Annotated in this window: 18 protein-coding genes, 2 tRNA genes and 1 pseudogene; 9 read left to right on the forward strand and 12 right to left on the reverse strand. The window is 59.2% G+C overall.

Going from position 1 to position 20,238, the window contains the following annotated elements; translation table 11 throughout:
- Positions 1-99: 99 nt before the first annotated feature.
- Positions 100-981, reverse strand: a complete 882-nt coding sequence (locus Q0D41_RS09090) for a tRNA (guanosine(46)-N(7))-methyltransferase TrmB (RefSeq protein WP_294378249.1) — start codon at positions 979-981, stop codon at positions 100-102.
- Between the two features lie 132 nt (positions 982-1,113).
- Between Q0D41_RS09090 and Q0D41_RS09095 the strand changes: the two genes are divergently transcribed.
- From Q0D41_RS09095 to Q0D41_RS09105, 4 genes and pseudogenes are all read left to right on the forward strand, one after another.
- On the forward strand, positions 1,114-1,515 hold the full coding sequence (locus tag Q0D41_RS09095; protein WP_294378251.1) for a transcriptional repressor: 402 nt from the start codon (positions 1,114-1,116) through the stop codon (positions 1,513-1,515).
- Positions 1,515-2,156 (forward strand): annotated as a pseudogene (locus tag Q0D41_RS10090) (flavin reductase); the annotation flags it as partial. The gene Q0D41_RS09095 and the pseudogene Q0D41_RS10090, both read left to right, overlap by 1 nt.
- 99 nt (positions 2,157-2,255) lie before the next feature.
- Positions 2,256-2,846, forward strand: coding sequence for a ferritin family protein (locus Q0D41_RS10095; RefSeq protein ID WP_244595094.1), 591 nt, complete (start codon positions 2,256-2,258; stop codon positions 2,844-2,846).
- A 97-nt stretch (positions 2,847-2,943) separates the two neighbouring features.
- Positions 2,944-3,372, forward strand: a complete 429-nt coding sequence (locus tag Q0D41_RS09105; protein ID WP_294378255.1) for a DUF3783 domain-containing protein — start codon at positions 2,944-2,946, stop codon at positions 3,370-3,372.
- A 1-nt stretch (position 3,373) separates the two neighbouring features.
- On the opposite strand, the gene Q0D41_RS09110 is transcribed toward Q0D41_RS09105, so the two are convergent.
- From Q0D41_RS09110 to Q0D41_RS09135, 6 genes are all read right to left on the reverse strand, one after another.
- Positions 3,374-3,973, reverse strand: coding sequence for an ABC transporter ATP-binding protein (locus tag Q0D41_RS09110; RefSeq protein ID WP_294378258.1), 600 nt, complete (start codon positions 3,971-3,973; stop codon positions 3,374-3,376).
- A 143-nt stretch (positions 3,974-4,116) separates the two neighbouring features.
- Entirely contained in the window at positions 4,117-5,040 is a 924-nt protein-coding gene (locus Q0D41_RS09115; protein WP_294378261.1) for an ATP-binding cassette domain-containing protein, read from the reverse strand.
- 64 nt (positions 5,041-5,104) lie between these two features.
- The gene (locus tag Q0D41_RS09120; RefSeq protein ID WP_294378264.1) at positions 5,105-7,144 is read right to left on the reverse strand and encodes an ABC transporter permease subunit; all 2,040 of its coding nucleotides are present in this window, start codon (positions 7,142-7,144) and stop codon (positions 5,105-5,107) included.
- Positions 7,119-8,780: an ABC transporter substrate-binding protein gene (locus Q0D41_RS09125; protein WP_294378267.1), complete on the reverse strand. Its 1,662-nt coding sequence runs from the start codon at positions 8,778-8,780 to the stop codon at positions 7,119-7,121. Before Q0D41_RS09125 ends, Q0D41_RS09120 begins: the two co-directional genes overlap by 26 nt.
- Before the next feature lie 384 nt (positions 8,781-9,164).
- Complete coding sequence (gene glmM, locus Q0D41_RS09130; RefSeq protein ID WP_294378272.1) at positions 9,165-10,535, reverse strand: phosphoglucosamine mutase; 1,371 nt, start codon at positions 10,533-10,535, stop codon at positions 9,165-9,167.
- 312 nt (positions 10,536-10,847) lie between these two features.
- Positions 10,848-11,777, reverse strand: a complete 930-nt coding sequence (locus Q0D41_RS09135) for a DMT family transporter (RefSeq protein WP_294378277.1) — start codon at positions 11,775-11,777, stop codon at positions 10,848-10,850.
- Between the two features lie 211 nt (positions 11,778-11,988).
- On the opposite strand from Q0D41_RS09135, the gene Q0D41_RS09140 reads away from it, so the two are divergent.
- Positions 11,989-12,453, forward strand: a complete 465-nt coding sequence (locus tag Q0D41_RS09140; RefSeq protein ID WP_294378282.1) for an S-ribosylhomocysteine lyase — start codon at positions 11,989-11,991, stop codon at positions 12,451-12,453.
- Between the two features lie 298 nt (positions 12,454-12,751).
- Here the strand turns inward: Q0D41_RS09140 and rpsI are convergent, their stop codons facing one another.
- From rpsI to Q0D41_RS09160, 4 genes are all read right to left on the reverse strand, one after another.
- On the reverse strand, positions 12,752-13,144 hold the full coding sequence (gene rpsI, locus Q0D41_RS09145) for a 30S ribosomal protein S9 (protein WP_123219856.1): 393 nt from the start codon (positions 13,142-13,144) through the stop codon (positions 12,752-12,754).
- A gap of 2 nt (positions 13,145-13,146) precedes the next feature.
- Entirely contained in the window at positions 13,147-13,584 is a 438-nt protein-coding gene (gene rplM, locus Q0D41_RS09150) for a 50S ribosomal protein L13 (protein ID WP_123219875.1), read from the reverse strand.
- A gap of 347 nt (positions 13,585-13,931) precedes the next feature.
- Positions 13,932-14,007: transfer RNA gene (locus Q0D41_RS09155), tRNA-Thr, on the reverse strand.
- Between the two features lie 5 nt (positions 14,008-14,012).
- Positions 14,013-14,097 (reverse strand) — tRNA-Tyr (locus Q0D41_RS09160).
- A gap of 158 nt (positions 14,098-14,255) precedes the next feature.
- On the opposite strand from Q0D41_RS09160, the gene argC reads away from it, so the two are divergent.
- The 3 genes from argC (at position 14,256) to Q0D41_RS09175 (ending at position 17,810) form a co-directional block, all read left to right on the forward strand.
- Positions 14,256-15,374: an N-acetyl-gamma-glutamyl-phosphate reductase gene (gene argC, locus Q0D41_RS09165; RefSeq protein ID WP_294378287.1), complete on the forward strand. Its 1,119-nt coding sequence runs from the start codon at positions 14,256-14,258 to the stop codon at positions 15,372-15,374.
- Positions 15,375-15,580: 206 nt separating this feature from the next.
- Entirely contained in the window at positions 15,581-16,543 is a 963-nt protein-coding gene (argB, locus tag Q0D41_RS09170; protein WP_294378289.1) for an acetylglutamate kinase, read from the forward strand.
- A gap of 52 nt (positions 16,544-16,595) precedes the next feature.
- Positions 16,596-17,810, forward strand: coding sequence for an aspartate aminotransferase family protein (locus tag Q0D41_RS09175; protein WP_294378292.1), 1,215 nt, complete (start codon positions 16,596-16,598; stop codon positions 17,808-17,810).
- 156 nt (positions 17,811-17,966) lie between these two features.
- Here Q0D41_RS09175 and Q0D41_RS09180 read toward each other — a convergent pair whose 3' ends face one another.
- Positions 17,967-18,785 (reverse strand): nitrilase-related carbon-nitrogen hydrolase, encoded by an 819-nt coding sequence (locus Q0D41_RS09180; RefSeq protein ID WP_294378294.1) that lies wholly within the window; start codon positions 18,783-18,785, stop codon positions 17,967-17,969.
- Between the two features lie 282 nt (positions 18,786-19,067).
- Between Q0D41_RS09180 and Q0D41_RS09185 the strand changes: the two genes are divergently transcribed.
- Positions 19,068-20,027, forward strand: a complete 960-nt coding sequence (locus Q0D41_RS09185; protein ID WP_294378297.1) for a DUF1177 domain-containing protein — start codon at positions 19,068-19,070, stop codon at positions 20,025-20,027.
- Positions 20,028-20,238: the final 211 nt, after the last annotated feature.

The raw sequence follows: 20,238 nt of genomic DNA on the forward strand, positions 1-20,238 counted from the left end.
TCTTCGAATCGGTTGCGTTTTAGCAGGGAAAGTATACCAGCGCGAGAACGGCAGCACACAATTCTCGACAAAAGCCCATGCGATGAGGAGCCCACCACACTAAATAATCGGACGCGTCCATTCCGAAAGGCCCTTCGCGCGGCGATTCGCGCGTCGGCCCTTCATGTTCTCGACGCACCCCTGCATGCCATGGGGAACATACGCGAGGTCTTCGATATCTTCGGGCAGATAGCTCACGAGCGAGAGCGGCGCGGTTTGCTGGGGGTTTTCCGGCGCAGGTCCCGGCACCGCCGCAAACCCGCATACGGGCGCGCCCTGCGCCACGAGCTTATGCTCGTAACCGCTCCACGGCTCATCGGGAAACATCCCCCGCACATCGTCGGTCTTCCACTGCACGTCATAACCCGCGATCTCGAGCTGGGTAAGCGAGAAATCGCGCAGCGGCATGCTGTCGGTGCGCAACCGAACGAATGCGCCCAGCGCCAGCAGCGGACGATACGACATAAGCCGCTCGAAATGCGTGAGCCGGTAGTGCGCCTTCTTCTTTTTCGGGAACGGCGTGGGGAAATTCAGCAGCATCGCGGAAAGTTCGCCCTCGCCAAACGTTTCCGACAAATCGGAGTCGTCGTGCAGCACGAACACGGCGTTCGACACGCCTTGCGCAATGGCGCGTTCTGCCGCGCGCATCACGCATACGCCATCGACGTCGAGCCCCACGAACAACACATCGGGGCGCGCGGCGGCGCATTCGACCGTATATTCGCCCTTGCCGCAACCCAAATCGAGCACAACAGCGGCATAGGGATCGCCGCGCCGTTCGCCCAAGGGCGCCCAAGAGCGCCACTGGCCCGCACGATCTTTTGGGTGCGATTCGACATTGCTCGCGCATGCGGCAAGACGCTCCTCAAGCGAAAAGCCCTTTGGCAAACGAGACGCGGCGGTGCGCATGACTTCCTCCATACATAGGTAACTTGAAAGCATCGATAGTACCCCATTTCAAAAAACGGGACCTGCGAGCCTGCATTCCTGCGCGGTTTCGACATCAAGCAAAATTCTTATTGATATTTGATATCAATTGGCATATAGTATTAGACATACCGAGAGGAGGTCACCATGGCGCAGCGCAACACCGTTCAGCAAAAAATCATCGCGGGGCAACTCGCCAAACTCCATGGCAGCCACCCCACCGCCGACGAAGTGTATCAGTCCATGAAGGACGAATACCCTTCCATCAGCAGGGCAACGGTATATCGCAACCTCAACAAAATGTCCGACAATGGCCAAGCGCTCAAAGTGCGCGTAAGCAGCGGCGCCGATCACTTCGACGACACCCTGCGCCCCCACTACCACGTGGTATGCGCGAAATGCGGCCGCGTCGACGACGTCGAGGTTGACTTGCCAAGCAGCGTCACAGAGTCATTGGGCAAGGCAACCGCGCCCGGTTTCACCATCACGGGCTACGAACTGCTCTTCTGCGGATTATGCTCCGCATGCGCCCAAGAAAGGCAGGAATAATGAGCGATTCCGTTGACACCAAGGCGTTTCACGCCTTCAGCTATGGGCTGTTCTTGCTCGCTTCGCAAACCGATGGCCGCGACAATGCCTGCATCGTGAACACCGCCATTCAGGCAGCATCGGAGCCCCGACAGGTGAGCGTCGCATGCATCAAGGGCTCGTGCACGCAAGAGACGATCGCCGCTTCAGATCGATTCTGCGTCTCGGTGCTCGACGAATCCACGCCGCTTGAGTATTTCGAGCATTTCGGCATGAAAAGCGGGCACGACATCGAGAAATTCGTCGCGAGCAATGACGCTTCCATTCCCGGAGCGAACCCATCGCGCACCGAAAGCGGCCTCGTTTTCGAGAAAAGTGCCATCGCGTTTTTCGATTGCAGCGTCGTCGAGAGCATCGATATGGGAAGCCATGTGATGTATGTGGGCGAAGTCGTCGAGGCGCGCCGCCTTTCCGATAAGGCGCCCATCACCTACGACTACTACCGCAACGTCACAAGAAAGACGGGAGCTGCGGCGAGTGCGTCCCGCACGGCAGCCAATGCTGGCGAAATCGTCGCATGGAAGTGCACGATTTGCGGTTACATCTACGAAGGCGAAAACCTTCCATCCGATTTCATCTGCCCAATTTGCAAACACGGCGCCGAAGATTTCGAGCCCGTGTACGCAAATGAACACGGCAGTGAAGATATACAGGCCGCGGCGGCAACGCCGCAGGAACCACAAAGTAAAGGGGTAATGAATATGGAAACCAAATGGGTCTGCAGCGTATGCGGTTACATCTACGAAGGCGCCGAGCCTCCCGCGGAATGCCCCGTATGCCACGCTCCGGCAAGCGCGTTCAAGAAGCTCGAAGGTGAGCAGACGCTCGCCGCTGAGCACGAATATGGCATCTACGCCAAAACCGTGAAGGACAACGAGGCCATCTCCGACGAGGACAAGAAGTTCATCCTCGATCAGCTGAAGGCCAATTTCAACGGCGAGTGCTCCGAGGTGGGCATGTACCTGTGCATGGCTCGCATCGCACACCGCGAGGGCTATCCCGAGATTGGTCTGTACTGGGAAAAGGCCGCCTTTGAAGAGGCGGAGCACGCCGCGAAGTTCGCAGAACTGCTCGGCGAAGAGCTCGAGCCCAACATGAAGGCCTCGACGAAAGAGAACCTCGCATGGCGTGTTGAGTGCGAATTCGGCGCATGCAACGGCAAGACCGAGCTCGCCACCTGCGCAAAGAAGAACGGCCTCGACGCCATTCACGATACCGTGCACGAAATGGCCCGCGACGAGGCTCGTCACGGCCGCGCCCTGAAGGGCTTGCTCGACCGCTACTTCGGCTAAGCCCGAAGCGCGTCGCAAGGCAATCGAACACAACGCCCCGCATTCGTTGCATCGCTCGAATGCGGGGCGTTTTCAATAAGGAAAGCAGGAGGAAACCGTGGCGAAAAAAGGATCGGGCGCAAAAGCGCGCAACGCTCAAAAACAAGAACCCATGGTCGCGCTTTATGGCCTTGACGAAGGAACTCCCCGCGGCGATGCCGTTCGCGCCGTTCTACGCGACCTAGGAATTCGCGTGCGCACTATCGCGCCCGAGCACCTGGGCAACCCCGTTGGGGCCGTAGCCGGCATGCCCGGCATGAGGCCCGCGCACAACGCCTTTGAAGGCCAGGCGCCACAAGACGAATTCATGCTGGTATGTCCCATGCCAAACGCACTGCTCAACGAGATGCTCGCCGCCATGCGCGAAGCGAACGTGAGTATCGCCCACAAAGCGCAGGTCACTGCTCACAATCGCCTCTGGCCGATGCACGTGCTCATGGCAGAAATCGCCAAGGAGCACGCCGCCATGACCCAAAACGCTCAATAGGCTATCGCGCGCCGAGCATAATCGTACGCGTCGCTACATGGTCTATAAGCTCCGGCGAATGGGAAACGAACACGAGACCCACACCGTTTTTCTCGCACCATCGCATGAGGAAGCGCCAGACCCTCGCCTGCGTAACCGCATCGAACATAGCTGTGCTTTCGTCAGCGACAAGATAGCGCGGAGCGCACGCCAGCGCACGCGCGATGCAGAAGCGCTGCAACTCTCCACCCGAAAGCTCGTGGGCGTGGCGGCGACGCCATTCGGGACGAATGCCGAGCCCCGAAAGAAGCTCGCTTGGCGTATCGCCCGCCTCCGCCAGCATGCTATCCATGGTCTGACGCGGATCGACCATATTCTCGGGATGCTGGCCAATAAGCTGGACGGGGCACATTCCCCGCAACGGCAACGGAGAGCCGTCCACCATCACGCTGCCTGCCGTAGGCTTCAGGTAGCCAGCAAGAATACGGCATAGCGTCGTTTTTCCGAAGCCCGAAGGCGCGCACAGAGCGACTCGTTCGCCGGGCGCGATTTGAAGCGAAAGGCCGTCATAGAGCACGCGTCCTCCGCTATACGCAAACGAAATGTCCTTCGCCTCGAGCATCTTTTGCATTCCCTTCCGCATACCAACCTCGCCTACGCATTGCTTCGCCATGCGCGGCATTATCGACAAACGCAGCGAGCCAGCCATCGCCAAACCATGGCGCCGCACGCCGTGCGTTCAAACGCGCATCGCCCAAAGGCCGCCTACCCAATCGCTTCCTCGGGCACCGAAAATCCATTGCCAGGAAGCGCGCGCCACAGTTCGCGCGAAAACGGGTGGCGCAACTGGCTCGGGTCGTTGAAGCTTTCGACGGCGGTTTCTTCTATGACCGTTCCGTCTTTGAATACGGCGATACGGTCGGCCACGCGCAATGCGAGCTCGATGTCGTGCGTGATAAGCAGCACGCCGCCACCCGCATCGGCGAATGCGCGAAGATCGTCGAGGGCGCGCACCGCCAAATCCAAATCGAGGCCAGGCGTCGGCTCATCGGCCACAATAAGACGCGGACTTTCGACCAGGGCGCTCGCCAAAAGCACGCGGCGGGCCATGCCGCCCGACAATTCAAACGGATACATGTCCTCAACTTCGGGGGCAAGCCCGTAATGCTCGAACAGCGCGCGCTGGCGCTCGGTGCGACGCTCGGCATCGGCCGCATCGCGAGCGACGCCGCGAACCTGTCGGCCCACCTTCATAAGGGGATCGAGGTTGGCGACGCTCTGCGGAACGAACGCAATCTCACGTCCGCGCAGCTGCGCGAGCGACGCGGCATCTTGGCGAACGCCGTCGAACCAGATCGTCTCCGAAACGATGGCATTGGGTTCATAGAGACCCAAAACGCTGTCGGCCAAAAGGCTCTTGCCCGAACCGCTCGCGCCGACGATCGCCATGATCTCGCCCGCATGCACCGAAATCGAGAGGTCGGAAATCACGCTCACATCTTTTTTGCGAGCGCGGAAAAAATGTGTTTCGTCGGGGTCGTACATGGAAAACGACACGCACAAGTCTTCGACTTGCAGCAAATGATGCCCATGCGCATGGTGCGACGACGTTGCATGGGAGTGGTGATGGTGCATAGAGACGTCGCCGTGCTTATGCGCCTCATGAGCATGCAAGTATTCGCTTTCCATATTCGTCTCCTGAATCCATTCGCGCTCTTCGTCGAAACAACTTCACCATGCTCAAGCCCGCGACCTATTCCTGGCTCGTATGCGGGTCGATCAGCTTACGCAAGCTTTCCCCGGCGGCATCGAACAGCATGACCGCGGCAACAAGCGCGACGCCGGGAAACACCGCCAGCCACCACATGCCCGTGGTGAGATACCCCATGCTTTCGCTCAGGATAACGCCAATCGCAGGCATCTCGGGCGGAAGGCCGAAACCGAGGAACGTGATCGAGGCCTCGTGCAAAATCGCATGGGGAAACATGAGCACGAGGCCCACGATAAATTGGGGCAACACGAACGGAACCATATGATGGATGGCGATATACGCAGAGCTCTTTCCCATACGGCGCGCCGTCATCACGAAGTCGGACTGCTTGCATTGCAAAATTTCGGCGCGAACAACGCGGGCGAGGTTCGGCCAGTGCGTAATTGCCACGCCCACGGCAACGCCCCAAAAGCCCTTGCCGAGCGCATAGGAGATAAGTACAAGCAAAACAATATGGGGCACGCCCATCATGAGGTCAATGAGCCAGCTGACCACGGCGTCGACCCTCGGACCGCCAAGCGCCGCAGCCGCGCCAAGAATCACTGCGATAACCGATGACACGCATGCGGCGACCAAGCCCAGCATGACGCTCGTCGAAAGGCCCGAAAGCGTGCGCGCGAGCATATCGCGGCCCATCCAATCGGTACCAAACGGATGGGCAAGGCAGGGCGCGAGCGACTTCAGCGAAAAATCGGTCGTGGTCGCCGTATCGGAAAGCGCCGTACCCGCGATAACCACGAACACGAGCAAAATCGCGGCAACCACGAACTTGGCAAGCGTCGCGACGCGATTGGCGCCTCGTCGACGAGGCGCATGCAGCAATGTGCCCAGCTGCAACGATTCGCGAACCGCGCTCGACGCCTGCGCCACCGAGCGGCGCACGTTCGGCAGGGTGCCAGCGCTCGGCACCTCACCCATGCCCGCGCCAACCATCGCCGGCATAGGCGCCCGCGCTTCTTCTGCCTGGGCCGAATCGTGACCTTCGCGCGCAATGCGAGGCCAGTCTGCGCGTTCGCGCATTTGCCCACGACGAATACGCGGGTCAACCACCCCGTAAAGAATATTCGCAATCAGGTTTCCGCCGAACACAAGCATGGCCGAAACCACGGCGATGCCCGCCAGAAGGGGCGCATCTCCGCCGAGGCCAGCCGTAATCGCCGCCTGACCCAAACCGGGATATGAAAAAACCTGCTCGACAAGAACCGAACCGCCGAAAATCTCCGAGATAGAGGCGAATTGCAACGTCATCGCCGGCAACAACAAATTGCGCATGCCGTGGCGGCGTACGATTTGCCACGTAGACAAACCGCGAGCGCGGGCAAACTTAACATAATCGGATTCAAGAATATCGACGAGCTTCTCGCGCGTATGCAGCGCGATGTTCGCCACGCCCACGAACGAAAGCACAATCGCGGGCAGCACGATATGGTGGGCAGTGTCGAGCAGCGTCACATCGGCCGCAGATTTCCCGAGCGGCACCGAAAAGCCCAGCGGGAACCAGCCCAGCCATACCGAAAACACCATGAGGGCCACAAGCCCCAGCCAAAACGTCGGCGTCGCGGCAAGCACGAAGCAATAGCCTTTTACCAATCGATCGGGCCACCGATCGCGATTGGTGCCCGCGATCACGCCGAGCAGCAGGCCGAGCACGCCGCTTGCGGCCCACGCAATGCCCAAAAGCGCCAACGAGTTCGCTGCACGGTTGGCCAGCACTTCCATCACAGGGGCGTTGAAGCGCAGCGAAGTGCCCCAGTCTCCCCGCAAAACGGAAGCAAGCCAACTCGCGTAGCGCTCAAGCAGCGGCGTGCCCACGCCCCAATATTGGGCGAGCTGCGCCCGCTTGGCTTCGCTCATCGTCATATAGGCCGCCTGGCCTACGTTCATTTGAACGGGATCGATGGGCGAAGCCGACACGAGCGCGAACACGACGAAGCTCACCGCGAACATGAGCGCAGCGAAACGAACGATCTGTTCTAGTGCATAACGAACCACGAAATTACGACCAGCTCCACGCATCGACATTATTTACCAAGCTCCAGCCATGGCCATGCGGATGGGGCTTCTGTTTGGCGACGTTAAGGTTAACACGCTTGAAGTACAAGTGGTCCACGTTCGCAAGCCAAACCCACGTCGCGGCGCCCTGCGGCGCAACGCCCTGCTGGGTCGCTTCATCCCACTGGGCCTTCTGGAAAAGCTCGTAGGAATCTTCCACATGCGGCACTGCGAGAGCCTCGTCGAGATACGAGTCGACGTTCTCGTTTTCATAGCATGCATAGTTGCCCCAGCCAGTGGAATAGTTAAGCTCGTATGTCTCAACGGGAGCATTGGAGCCCCAACCCCACAGAATGGGATCGCTGTACTGATGCGGATAAATATCGTCCCAGCTCGCGCCCTTAATAAAGACTTCGATGCCGAGCTCTTTCATCTGGTTCGCGAATTCCGCCGAAAGCGCCTGGCGCACCGAATCGTTGCTGGCGTAATACAGATCGAATGCAGCGCGCACGTCGTCCTTTTCGCGAATGCCATCGGCGCCGGCAGCCCAGCCAGCCTCATCAAGAAGCTGCTTGGCGTAAGCCACGTCGGTCTCGACCTTCATATCGGGAGAACCCCACGGCGACTTATCGCACACGCTGTACGCAGGCGTTCCGTAGCCATTGATGACGTTTTTGATCATGGTCTCGCGGTTTACGCCATAGTTGATGGCGCGACGCACGGCGATATCGCTCGTCACCGCGTTGCCTACAGGATATTCAACGCCGCCGTCGCCTTCTTTGGTACCGCCCGGTTGCGGCGTGGGAAGGGAAATGCCGCGAGAGTCAACCGTCTCGCATGCGAGCAGCTCATAGTCGGCAACTTCCTGGTCAGAATACACAGCGGCGGTAAACGCGATGTCGACCTGACCGGCACGGGCAGCAGCGAGGGCTGCATCTTCCTCCATGAACGCGACCACGACGCGCTTCATCTTCGGCTCTTCGCCATAGTAATCGGGGTTCGCCTTCAAAATAACCTGCTGGCCTTTGTCCCACTGCTCAAGCATGTAGCGGCCCGATCCAATGGGGTTGGCGCCGTAATCGTCGCCATATGCCTTCTCGGGAACGATGCCCAACACGGCAAGCGTATACAGGAGCATGTTGTAAGGCTTGGTCAAATGCAGTTCAACGTGCGTGGCGTCGATGGCCACGGCCTCGCGCACCATCGAGAGGTCGGCCTCGGAAGCTTCTCCCTTAATGACGCCGTTGATGGTGAAGGCGACGTCAGATGCGGTGAGCGAATCGCCATTGGTGAACTTCACGTCGTCGCGAATGGCGAACGTCCAGGTAAGGCCATCATCCGAGCAGAAATAATCGGTCGCGAGGTCGTTTTGGAACTCCAGGTTCTCGTTGGTCGTAATAAGCGTCGACTGAATGAGGGGCTCATGGACATGCTCGCCGCAACCCCACGCGCGCAACGGGTCGAAACCAGCGGCGGGCTCGCTGCCGGTATTCATGGCAACGATAACCTGGTCGGTAGCCGCAGCGCCTTCGCCTCCCTCCGTCGAAGACCCGCCCGCGCATGCCGTGAGCACACCGCCAAACGATGCGACGGCAGCGCCGCACGCGGCCAGTTTCAGAAAATCGCGCCTTTTGCACATTGCAATGTCCTGCTCGCGTATCGCCATTTCCGTTTCCTTCCCTCTTAGTGTTACGGAATTCGATTTCGTAGCACACATAGTAAAGGATAGTGTGTTACGAATACAAGATGCGTAACACAATTAATCGGCAAACGTCCCGTGAGCCGCCGCTATGCCAGATAGCCTTTATGGTTTGGAAGATTCGCGAGACCAAGACGCAAAAGCAATCGGGGCCGCGATGGGGCCGCGAAAGAGCCGTTTGACGAATTCGCCGCACATGGCAAGCCCGATTAGAGGGTCCATATAAGAACAGCTCCGGCATATGCCGGAGCTGCGAATACTTTATCGAAGTTCATGCCGAGCCGAATCGTTGGTGTCGGCCCGCACGCTCGCCACGCCGTTGAGCGTCGCCAAGCACAACCGTTTCAGCGATTACGCGAGCTCGCGCTCAACCACTTCAGCGATCGCCTTCGCGTGGGCATCGGCCGATTCCTGAGTTTCGGCTTCAACCATAACGCGCACCAAAGGCTCCGTGCCACTCGTGCGAACGAGCACGCGACCGGTATCGCCCATTTCAGCTTCGGCCGCATGCACGGCATCCCAAATGGGAGCGTTCCCCTCGAGCGCATGCTTGTCTTTCACGCGCACGTTGATCAGCGTTTGCGGGAACTTCGTCATAACCTTGATGGCCTCTTCGACAGGCTTGCCGCTGCGACGAACGGCAGCAAGGAACTGGCACGCCGTCACCAGGCCGTCGCCCGTGGAATTGTGCTCGAGCAAAATCATGTGGCCCGACTGCTCACCGCCGACAGCATAGCCGCCTTCGCGCATCGCCTCGAGCACATAGCGGTCGCCCACCTTGGTCTGCAGCACGTCAATGCCATGGGCCTCCATGGCGCGCACGAAGCCCAAATTGGTCATGACGGTGGAAACCGCCGTGTTATGGGGCAGCTCGCCACGGTTCTTCAAATCGACCGCAAGCACCGCCTCGACGATGTCGCCATCGATCTCGGCGCCGTCTTTCGCCATGAGCATCACGCGGTCGGCATCGCCATCGTGGGCAATGCCCACGTCGGCGCCGCATTCGGCCATAAGCTCGGTCAAGGGGCCCAAATGGGTGGAGCCGCAATTGACGTTGATGTCGGTGCCATCATAGTCGTCGTTGATCACGGTGACTTCCGCGCCCAAACGGCGCAGCGCCTCTGCACTCGTGAGAGACGACGCGCCGTGGCCCGTATCGAGTGCAACGTGAAGCCCATCGAAGTTGATTCCCTGCCTCGTCACCGTTTCGACCGCATGGTTGATATACATCTCGCACGCGTCCTCGACTTCAAGAGCGACGCCAACCTCGTCGCCCACAGGCATTTCGGCTTCCTCGCCCGCCTCTTTCGCACGCGCGATTTGGCCCTCAACGCCGCCCTCGGCAATGAATTTCTCGATTTCATCTTCGACCGCGTCAGGAAGCTTGAAGCCATTCGCGTCGAAGAACTTGATGCCGTTGTACTCCGGCGGATTATGCGATGCGGAAATCACGATGCCGCCATCGGCATGCAGTTCGCGAACCAGCAGCGCCACGGCCGGCGTAGGAATAACTCCCGTAAGCAGCGCATCGCCGCCCGCACTCGTAATGCCGGCAACCACCGCCGCCTCGAGCATGTCGCCGCTTTTGCGCGTATCTTTGCCCACGACAATGGTCTTGCCCATAAACGATGCCGCAGCCTGCCCAAGCCTATAAGACAATTCGCAGGTAAGGTCGACGTTCGCCACGCCACGCACGCCATCGGTTCCAAAAAGTCGGGCCATTGCTTCTCCAATCCTTGTGAAAGCTCTCTCGCGAGGCCTTGAAACATCGCCTCGCAAGATGGCAAAGGGCGCCCGCGCGCCCCTCGAACTTTTGTATTTTACCACTCGCGGCCGCAATGCACTGCACGCCAGACCGCCAAACCATATCGAGCGGCAAACGGGGGCATCGCACGCGGAAAACGCCGTGGCTGTCGCCCGTTTGGAAGCAGGAGACAACGTGCGCATGGAACGCCGAGAGCCGCAGTTTGCGACGTTCGCCACGCACCACGACCTTGCGGCACGGCCTCCTGGCGACGGCCCTTCGCAACGAGGCTATTCCCGCACCGCCTCTTCGCCCCTAAAATTCGCGAGGAGGAAAACCGTCGACATAATGAATACGAACCCGACGAAATCCATCGACTCAAATGCCGTGCCCAGCCACAGCACCGCGAACGCGGTCGCCGACACCGTTTCCACGCTTGCAATAAGGCTCGCCTTCGCGGCTCCGATATCCTTAACGGCCTGTAAATACGCCGTAAATCCAAAAGCCGTTCCGAAAAGAATGAGCCCCACGAATAACGCTGCGAAGCCTTCCGCATCGAGCCCGCCTTCACCGAATTCGGGCGCGAAGTTCCACGATTGCGTCACCAGGCAAAGCGCGGCGCCACCGATAAGCATGCCACACGCCACCACGGGAATGCTTCCGTGGCGCTGCATAAGCGTCCCGGGCGAAATGGTATAGATTGCGGCGGTCACCGCCGCGCCCAAGCCCCAGAACAACGCTTGCGGCGTCATTGCCAAATTCGTAGGGTCGCCATGAGTCGCAAGCAAAAACGTGCCCATAACCACGCATCCCATGGCAATGAACTCACGTGCCGTGGGCAATCTGCACGCCGAAAAACACGTCGCGGCCACGATAAGCACCGGACCGATATATTCAAGCACGGTCGCCGTACCCGCATTCGAATATTGAATGGCCATCAAATAGGTCAGCTGGCACAGCATAAGGCCGAATATCGAAAACACCATGAGCTGTGCGATATCTCGCCACGAAGAGAAAATGCCTTTCAGCGCGCGTCGATGCCACGCAAGCGCCACGACGATAAGAACAAGCCCAGCACATGCCATGCGCGTGCTCGTAAGCCACAAAGGGTCAAGGCTATATTCCTGGAAAAGAAACTGCGCGCAGGCGCCAGAAAAGCCCCACCCAATGCCGCCGGCAATGGCGAATAAAACGCCTCTCGTATTTTTTGACAACGCCATGCCAACGCTCCGTTCGTTCCCCCAAGAAAAAGCATGTATCAAACGCACGATGCCTGCCTTTGCCACATTCACGAAGGGCAGTGTGACAGACCTATCGCATAATTGCACTATCGACGTTGAGCGAAATTCGTAAAGAGCCGCAACACAGCTAAAAGCATCGATACAATATCGATCAAGAAACGTTACGTCGAACCTTTGCAAAGGAAGACCTATGGAACTCAAGCAAATCGCAAGCTTCGCCGTCGATCACACCAAGCTCGTTGAAGGCATGTACACTTCGCGCGTTGACGGCGACGTGACCACCTATGACATTCGCATGGTCAAGCCGAACTGCGGCACCTATCTGCCCTACCCCGCCATCCATAGCTTCGAGCACCTGTTCGCAACGTATGTGCGCTCGAGCGAGCTTTCCGACCACGTCATCTACGTTGGTCCTATGGGATGCCGTACCGGCTTCTATTTCCTCGTGCGCGACATGGAACCCGAGGTTGCCATCAAGCTCGTCAACGACATGCTCGCATTCATTGTCGGCTTCGAGGGCGATGTGCCTGGCGCCACCGAAAAGGAGTGCGGCAACTTCCGAGAGCAAGACCTCGAAGGCGCCAAAGCAATCGCCCGCAAGATGATTCCCGTTCTGGAGAACTGGACGCCCGCCGACTGCGCCTACGAAAAATAGCCAAGGCTCGGATACTCCAGTCTGAAAGGCGCACGTTGACAGCGCGGAACCCGGCTTCAGTCGGTCGTTCCCGCGCATCTCGTCGAGCGCGCCTTGTCTCGTTTCATTCGTAATAAATCGAAGCAAAAGGCCCGATGGATATACCTATCGGGCCTTCGTGTTCCGCGCAGTTTTTTGGCGCATAAGTTCCTATGGGATCGCTTTTCCTCGATTCCCAACCAAACTGCGGCATACATAAAAGAAAGGCCCGCCGCATAAGCGACGAGCCTTTCCATTTCGCGTGAAGTAAGCGAGCAGATTAGCGCTTGCTGAACTGCGGGCGCTTGCGGGCCTTCTTCAGGCCGTACTTCTTGCGCTCGACCATACGAGGGTCACGAGTGAGGAAGCCAGCCTTCTTCAGCTCGGGACGATACTCGCCGGCCTGCAGCAGCGCGCGGCTGATGCCGTGGCGCAGAGCGCCAGCCTGACCAGAGATGCCGCCGCCATTGCACAGAGCGATGACGTCGAAGTGATCCTGGGTGTCGGTAACCTTGAACGGCATGGTGGCATAGTTCACCAGGGCCTCACGGCCGAAGTAATTCATAGCCTCACGACCATTGACGGTAACCTTGCCGGTGCCGGGAACCAAGCGGACGCGAGCAACGGCGTTCTTGCGACGGCCAGTGCCGTAATAGACAGCTTCGTTTGCCATTGTTACTTCTCCTCCAGCTTGATCTCGACGGGCTTCTGAGCGGCATGCGGATGCTCGGGGCCAGCGTAGACCTTGAGCTTGGTGAGCTGCTTGCGGCCGAGAGTATTCTTCGGCAGCATGCCCTTAACCGCGTGCTCGATGACGCGCTCAGGATGCTTCTCGATAGCCTCGGTGAAGGTTTCGCACTTCTGTCCACCGGGGTAGCCGGAGTGACGGTAGTACTTCTTGTCGAGAGCCTTGTTGCCCGTGACACGCACCTTCTCGGCATTGATGACGATGACGAAGTCGCCCGTGTCAACATGCGGAGTAAACTGCGGCTTGTTCTTGCCACGGAGAATGTGGGCAGCCTTAGCGGCAACCTTGCCCAGCACCTGGTCGGCGGCGTCGATAACGACCCACTCGCGCTCAACCTCTTGAGGCTTTGCGTAATACGTCTTCACGATTTCCTCCAAATACGTTTGTTCTGGTTCAAAAGTGCTGCTTCACGAAACTGTTCGGTTTCCTACGCCAAACCAACGGTCCAGAATCTGGACATTCTTTCGCGCTGTGTCCCGTTTTGAGCAGCGTTTAGCGGGGCTTTTGAAAGCGAACTTTTGCAGAATACAAGGGAAATCGCCGTGAGTCAATGAGTAATTTGGCGTTTCACCAGGCTATGAGCCGTTCTTCACGAAATCGCAATAAATGGAAGAAGCTCGCGAAAGAGCCGAGGATTGCCCAAAGCCCCAATGCAATGGAACGCCGAAGCGACCCCGTACTTTTATATAGGTATGTGAGCGTGGAAAAGAAATGGAGCCCGCGACCGGACTTGAACCGGTGACCTCTTCGTTACCAACGAAGTGCTCTACCGACTGAGCTACACGGGCAAAACTGGTGGGCGCGCTAGGATTCGAACCTAGGTAAGCAGAGCTAACGGGTTTACAGCCCGTCCCCTTTAACCACTCGGGCACACGCCCAGCAGTGCGAGGTGGAATTGTAGCGTAAAAACGACGCCTTCCGCCGAGAATTCCTGTGGAAGTTCATTCTTTTTTATCGAGATGCATGTTTCACGATTAGAAACAGTCTAATATGCACAAAACCGATTTTTTATGCATTTCAATCAAAGGAGCAGCACATGATTAAAGCAGGAATCATGGGGGCCACGGGTTACGCCGGAGCCGAAGTGCTGCGAATTTGCGCCAACCATCCCGAATTCGAAGTTGCTGTCATCACTTCCGATTCCGAAGCCGGACAGCATATCGCCGACATATATCCCGCGTTTCGCGGCGTTTACGACAACTTGGCGCTCGAACCGCACGCAACCGATTCTCTGCTTTCGTGCGACGTCGTCTTCATGGGCGTGCCCCACAAAGCCGGCATGCTCCACGCGCCTCGCCTCGTGAACGCAGGCGTGACGTGCATCGACCTTTCCGCCGATTTCCGTTTCGCGAATGCGGCCGACTACGAAGCCGCCTACCACGTGCAGCACGCGGCACCCGGGCTGCTCAACCGCGCGGCGTTCGGCCAGCCCGAAACCAACCGCGCCGCCCTTGACGAGCTCGCGGCGCGCCATGCCGCAGGCGAGGCCGTTATCGTTGGCTGCGCTGGCTGCTACGTAACCGCTTCTATTTTGGCGGCAACCCCCGCGCTTGCCGCAGGTTTCGTCGACCCCAATGCGCCCATCATCATCGATGCCATTTCCGGCATCACGGGCGCGGGCCGAAAGCCGAGCGCGCGCACTCACTATTGCTCCGGCGACGAATCGCTCGAGGCATATGGCCTACCGCTCCATCGCCACCAACCTGAAATCGCGCTTTCCTATGGTCGCACCCTTTCAGACGCACACATTCCCGTTGCTGGCGACGCTTCGGCGCGCCCCGCACCCGCGCATGTCATTTTTACGCCGCATTTGGCGCCGCTCAAGCGCGGCATTCTTGCCACGGTGTATTTGCCGCTTGCGAAAGACGCTGAAGTCGACGACGCGTCTCTGCATCGCGCCTACGAAAATGCCTACGCCCAGTCAAACCTCGTTACCGCCCTGCCCCAAGGCGTATGGCCCAAAACCGGCGCCGTGGCGGGTACGGCCCGTGCGCACGTCAATGCGTCGTTGAACCAAAATGAGCGCATGATTGTTGCCATGGCCGCCATCGACAACCTCGGAAAAGGAGCCGCTGGCCAAGCTGTCCAGTGCGCGAATATCGTCTTCGGACTTGCCGAAGACGCCGGATTGGGCGGCGTAGCATGCGCATCGTAGCAATAACCACGGCCAAACCCTCCTTGAGAAGAAACGAGCGACGAAGCTAGGCGTTTGCCGGCCGTTGCCTATTGCGCGCGCCCGTCCTAACCGCGGCACGCACGCCTTCGGCTTGGCGCACACGCCCTGCCCCATATCTTCACACCTTCCGTTTCCATCGAAAGCCCGCCAATGCCACAAACATTCAGCGGGTTCCAAGGAGTCTTATGAAATTCACGAAAACCGGAGCCCGCAGCTCCAGCTACGCCGCCAAAGTCAACCTGCTCGTCGAGGCGCTGCCGTGGATCAAACACACCACAGGCAAAACCGTGCTCATCAAATACGGCGGATCGGCCATGGAAAATCCCGAGCTCATGGCGCAGGTCATGACCGATATCGTGCTGCTGAAAATTATCGGCATGAAGCCGATCATCGTGCATGGCGGCGGTAAGGACATTTCCGCCGCATTCGAGAAAAGCGGCATGCCCGTGGAATTCAAAGACGGCCTGCGCGTGACGCCCGATAACGCCATGGAGCTTGTGCGCATGGTGCTCGTGGGCAGCGTGAATCGCCGCTTGGTCGACGCCATCAACGTGCACGGCCACCTCGCCGTGGGCGTGAGCGGCGGCGATGGCTGCACCATCCGCGCCACGCAGCTCGACCCCGAGCTTGGCCGCGTTGGCGAAGTCACGAGCATCGACCCTACCTACCTCGAGCATCTCATCAACGACGACTATATCCCCATCGTAGCGTCCGTCGCGGCGGGCGACGATGGCAAGCCCTTCAACATCAACGCCGATATCGCGGCGGGGCACCTGGCGGCCGCGCTGCACGCGCACAAGATCATCTTCCTTTCCGATGTCGACGGCCTCTATAAAGACTTCAGCGACAAAGACACCCTTATCTCCTCCCTCACGTCGGAAGAAGCCCGCGACCTCGTCGAGTCGGGCACACTTTCCAGCGGCATGATTCCCAAAATCGAAGCGTGCCTTGCGGCGCTCGATGCGGGCATTCCCGCCGCGCACATCATCAACGGCACCATGCCCCATGCGCTTCTGCTCGAGTTGCTTACCGACCACGGCGTTGGCACCATGATGAAGCCGAGCACGCCCGACGAAACCTACCAAGCCCAACCGCTCGACGCGCTTGCAAGCCGCCTCGATGCAAATGTCAATGTTGAACTGGGATAACGATTCCGAATAAACCAAGCGCGCGCATGCGCGTCGATAGAAGGGAGCTCTCATGAGCCTCGCACAGCAGCAAGAACTTGAATCGAAATACGTGATGGGCACTTTCGCCCGCAAGCCGGTCGAATTCGTGAGCGGAAACGGCATGACGCTCACCGACGACAAAGGGAAGCAATACCTCGACTTCATTGGCGGCATCGGCGTTATTAGCCTGGGCCACTGCGCACCTGCGCTCGTAAAAACCCTGCAGGAGCAAACCGCCAAGCTCATGCACGTCAGCAACTATTACTACATCGAGCACCGCGGCGAGGTCGCCGAGAAGCTGTCGGGCATCTTGGGCGGCACCACCGACGCAGGCGAGCCTATCGAGTGGAAGACGTTCTTCTCGAATTCGGGCGCAGAATCCAATGAATGCGCCATCAAGCTCGCGCGCCTCTACGCGAAACGCTTCGGCAATGGTGGTTCCACGATCGTCACCATCACGAACAGCTTCCACGGCCGCACGCTCGCGACGCTCGCTGCCACCGCGCAGCCGCTGAAGCAGGAAGCCTTCAAGCCGCTGCCCGGCGGATTCGTCGACGTTCCGCAAAACGATGTCGCAGCACTCGAGGCGGCATTCGCCAATCATGACGTGTGCGCCGTAATTCTTGAGGTCGTGCAAGGCGAAAGCGGCGTGCATCCGTGTTCCCAAGAGTATATGGAAGCGGTTCGCCGCCTGACGAGCGAGAACAAAGCGCTCATGATTTGCGATGAGGTGCAGTGCGGCATGTACCGCTGCGGCGTTCCCTTCGCGTTCCAGCACTATGGAGTCACGCCCGACATCGTCGCGATGGCAAAGGGCATTGCGGGCGGCGTGCCTATGGGCGCATGCGCAGCGCGCGCCGAAGTTGCCGACGCCTTCCAGCCGGGCGACCACGGCACCACGTTCGGCGGCAGCTGCCTGGCCATCACCGCAGCGAACTGCGTGCTCGACCAGTTGGGACAAGCTGGGGAAATCGAGCGCATCGAAGCCGCCGGCGAGCACCTCGCCGAACGCTTGGCAGCCCTGCCCCACGTGAAAGAAGTTCGCGGCCTCGGCCTTATGCGCGCGGTGGAGTTCGACGATTCCGTCGATGCGCCCGCGCTGGTGCTAGCGGCACTCAACGCGCCCCAAGGCCTCGTGCTGAACTACACCGGCGCCCATACGCTGCGCTTCCTGCCGCCTCTCATTGCCACGAACACCGACATCGACGCCATGGCCGACCAGCTCGAAAAGCTTATCGAGGCATAGCAATAACGAGCCGCAAGACCGCTCTTTGCAGCTCGCCTCGCAACCCATTCCCCTTCCCAAGCAACTCCACTTGCTCTGCGGAAGATACAAAAAGCGGACCGGCAAGCCTCCGGTCCGCTTTCTTTTTCAGAACTTGTCTCGCTTCTTCAGCGAAAGCTAGTAGGCGCACACTTCGCTATAGGCATCGGAGCGGCGGTCGCGCAGATACGGGCTCGTCACGCGATTCTTACGCACCTCATCGAAATCGAGATCGGCATACAGAATCCCCTCGGCCTCTTCGGCTATCTGGCACATTTTGCCACCGCGCGGGCCGCAGACCATGCTGCCGCCATGCATGTACAAATCACCGCCCTCGTGACCAAAACGGTTCACCGCGCCCAGGAACACCGTATTCTCGAGCGCGCGGGCAGGCGCGTTGATTTCCCAAACATCCTTGTCCTGCACGCACCACGCGCTCGGGCACACAATGAGCTCGGCGCCCTTCAAGGCCAGCGTGCGAGCAGCCTCGGGGAATCCCATGTCGTAGCACACCATAATGCCGACCTTGCCGAATTCGGTGTCGAATACCGGGAATTCGTGGCCCGCACGGAAATAGAAGCGCTCGAGCGCCCACAGGTGAACCTTGTCAAACGACCCCTGCACCGTGCCGTCGGAATTGATGAACACTGCGCTGTTATACGGAACGCCCGAAAGCCCATGCAGAAGAGCGATAGGAGCCACGATATACACATGGTTTTTGCGGGCCGCTTCCTGCAGCGCGCACACCGTGGGGCCGTCGATAGGCTCGGCCAGCTCGGTCATGCGCGGTCCGACCGTATCCAAATGGTAGCCCGTGGTAAACAGCTCGGGGAATACCACCATGTTGGCGCCTGCGGCGGCCGCTTCATCGATCATGGGCAGCGCGCGAGCCATGCTCGCCTCCACATCGCCCAACACGCTTTGGAACTGCACGAGCGCAAGTTTCATCTTCGCCATGGTTTTCCTTTCAATGTCGCACCAAACCCCGGCATTCGCGCAATGCGCAAGCCGTTTTCCAAAAACGGAAACGCCGCGCACAAAGCCACGGACGAACCGCATATGAATAAACGCGGCTCGGCTGGTATTCAATGCCCTATATCAACGATTCGTCATGCATTCCACTATGCTGCATTAGAGCTCAAGGCGCAAGCACCCCACTCCCCAATAAACGGCAAACGTGAGCGGCAAACGGCGCATTCGGCACTACAATGTCGCTAACGCATCTTAGAAAGGATCGCCATGCTCTTCAAACACCTTATCGAATTGTACGAATTGCTCGATTCCCCTCAGGCTTCGGGCGCGACTGTCGCCGATTACCTGAAGGCCATCGACCCCGAGTGCACCGTGGAGACCTATCCGCTGGAAGGCCCCAAAGGCACTACCGATATGGTGCGCGTTCGCATTCCCGGCGCCCATGGCAAATCGAGCGGCGACGACGCGCCGACCATCGGCCTGCTCGGTCGCTTGGGCGGCTTGGGAGCACGCCCTGAACGCATCGGATTCGTATCCGACGGAGACGGCGCGCTCACCGCGCTCGCCTGCGCCGCAAAGCTGCTCGACATGCACAAGAAAGGCGACGTTCTGCCTGGCGACGTGTTCGTGAGCACGCACGTGTGCCCGCATGCGCCCACCATGCCGCACAAGCCCGTGCCGTTCATGGGCTCGCCCACGTCCACCGCAGCCATCAATGCCGAAGAGGTCACGCCCGAGCTCGACGCCATTCTGGTTGTCGACACCACCAAGGGCAACCGCATCGCCAACAACCGCGGCTTCGCGATTTCCCCCACAGTTAAGCAGGGCGTCGTGATGCGCGTCAGCGAAGACTTGCTGGGCATTGCCGAAATCGCCACGGGCAAGCTGCCGCAGGTGTTCGCGATCTCAACGCTCGATATCACGCCCTATGGCAACGGCCTGTACCACCTGAACTCCATCATGCAGCCCTGCACCTGCACCGACGCGCCGGTCGTTGGCGTTGCAATCACCACCCAAACTGCCGTGCCGGGCTGCGCTACCGGCGCCACGCGCCTGCCCGACCTCGATGAAGCTGGCACGTTCATGATTGAAGCGGCAAAAGCGTTCACCGCAGGCGACGCGAGCTTCTTCGACCCTGAAGAATACGACCTGTTCATCAAGCGCTACGGCAGCATGGCGCATCTGCAAACCATGGGCAATCTGCCCGCGGAAAACCCGATGGCGTAAAGATCCATCAAAGCGCCCACAACGCTTTCTCGTCGGAACAGCGCATAAAGAAAGGGACCCAACCGGGTCCCTTTTTCATGCAGCAGCGTATTTGGGCTATTCGGGTCGCAGCGTCGACGGTGAGCGCCGACCGAGGCTTATAGGACAAAAAGTGTGTCTCGATAGAACGCATGTTCCCCTCACGCTAATCCAGCCAGAATGGGAAGGAATC

Origin of the sequence: uncultured Slackia sp. (assembly GCF_934630525.1) — a bacterium.
Taxonomy (GTDB): Bacteria; Actinomycetota; Coriobacteriia; order Coriobacteriales; family Eggerthellaceae; genus Slackia.

Excerpts from the sequence above, each read along its gene's own strand:
- Q0D41_RS09090 (WP_294378249.1), bottom strand. The coding sequence starts at position 981 with ATGCTTTCAAGTTACCTATGTATGGAGGAAGTCATGCGCACCGCCGCG.
- Q0D41_RS09095 (WP_294378251.1), top strand. The coding sequence starts at position 1,114 with ATGGCGCAGCGCAACACCGTTCAGCAAAAAATCATCGCGGGGCAACTC.
- Q0D41_RS10095 (WP_244595094.1), top strand. The coding sequence starts at position 2,256 with ATGGAAACCAAATGGGTCTGCAGCGTATGCGGTTACATCTACGAAGGC.
- Q0D41_RS09110 (WP_294378258.1), bottom strand. The coding sequence starts at position 3,973 with ATGCTCGAGGCGAAGGACATTTCGTTTGCGTATAGCGGAGGACGCGTG.
- Q0D41_RS09115 (WP_294378261.1), bottom strand. The coding sequence starts at position 5,040 with ATGGAAAGCGAATACTTGCATGCTCATGAGGCGCATAAGCACGGCGAC.
- Q0D41_RS09120 (WP_294378264.1), bottom strand. The coding sequence starts at position 7,144 with ATGTCGATGCGTGGAGCTGGTCGTAATTTCGTGGTTCGTTATGCACTA.
- Q0D41_RS09125 (WP_294378267.1), bottom strand. The coding sequence starts at position 8,780 with ATGGCGATACGCGAGCAGGACATTGCAATGTGCAAAAGGCGCGATTTT.
- glmM (WP_294378272.1), bottom strand. The coding sequence starts at position 10,535 with ATGGCCCGACTTTTTGGAACCGATGGCGTGCGTGGCGTGGCGAACGTC.
- Q0D41_RS09135 (WP_294378277.1), bottom strand. The coding sequence starts at position 11,777 with ATGGCGTTGTCAAAAAATACGAGAGGCGTTTTATTCGCCATTGCCGGC.
- Q0D41_RS09140 (WP_294378282.1), top strand. The coding sequence starts at position 11,989 with ATGGAACTCAAGCAAATCGCAAGCTTCGCCGTCGATCACACCAAGCTC.
- rpsI (WP_123219856.1), bottom strand. The coding sequence starts at position 13,144 with ATGGCAAACGAAGCTGTCTATTACGGCACTGGCCGTCGCAAGAACGCC.
- argC (WP_294378287.1), top strand. The coding sequence starts at position 14,256 with ATGATTAAAGCAGGAATCATGGGGGCCACGGGTTACGCCGGAGCCGAA.
- argB (WP_294378289.1), top strand. The coding sequence starts at position 15,581 with ATGAAATTCACGAAAACCGGAGCCCGCAGCTCCAGCTACGCCGCCAAA.
- Q0D41_RS09175 (WP_294378292.1), top strand. The coding sequence starts at position 16,596 with ATGAGCCTCGCACAGCAGCAAGAACTTGAATCGAAATACGTGATGGGC.
- Q0D41_RS09180 (WP_294378294.1), bottom strand. The coding sequence starts at position 18,785 with ATGGCGAAGATGAAACTTGCGCTCGTGCAGTTCCAAAGCGTGTTGGGC.
- Q0D41_RS09185 (WP_294378297.1), top strand. The coding sequence starts at position 19,068 with ATGCTCTTCAAACACCTTATCGAATTGTACGAATTGCTCGATTCCCCT.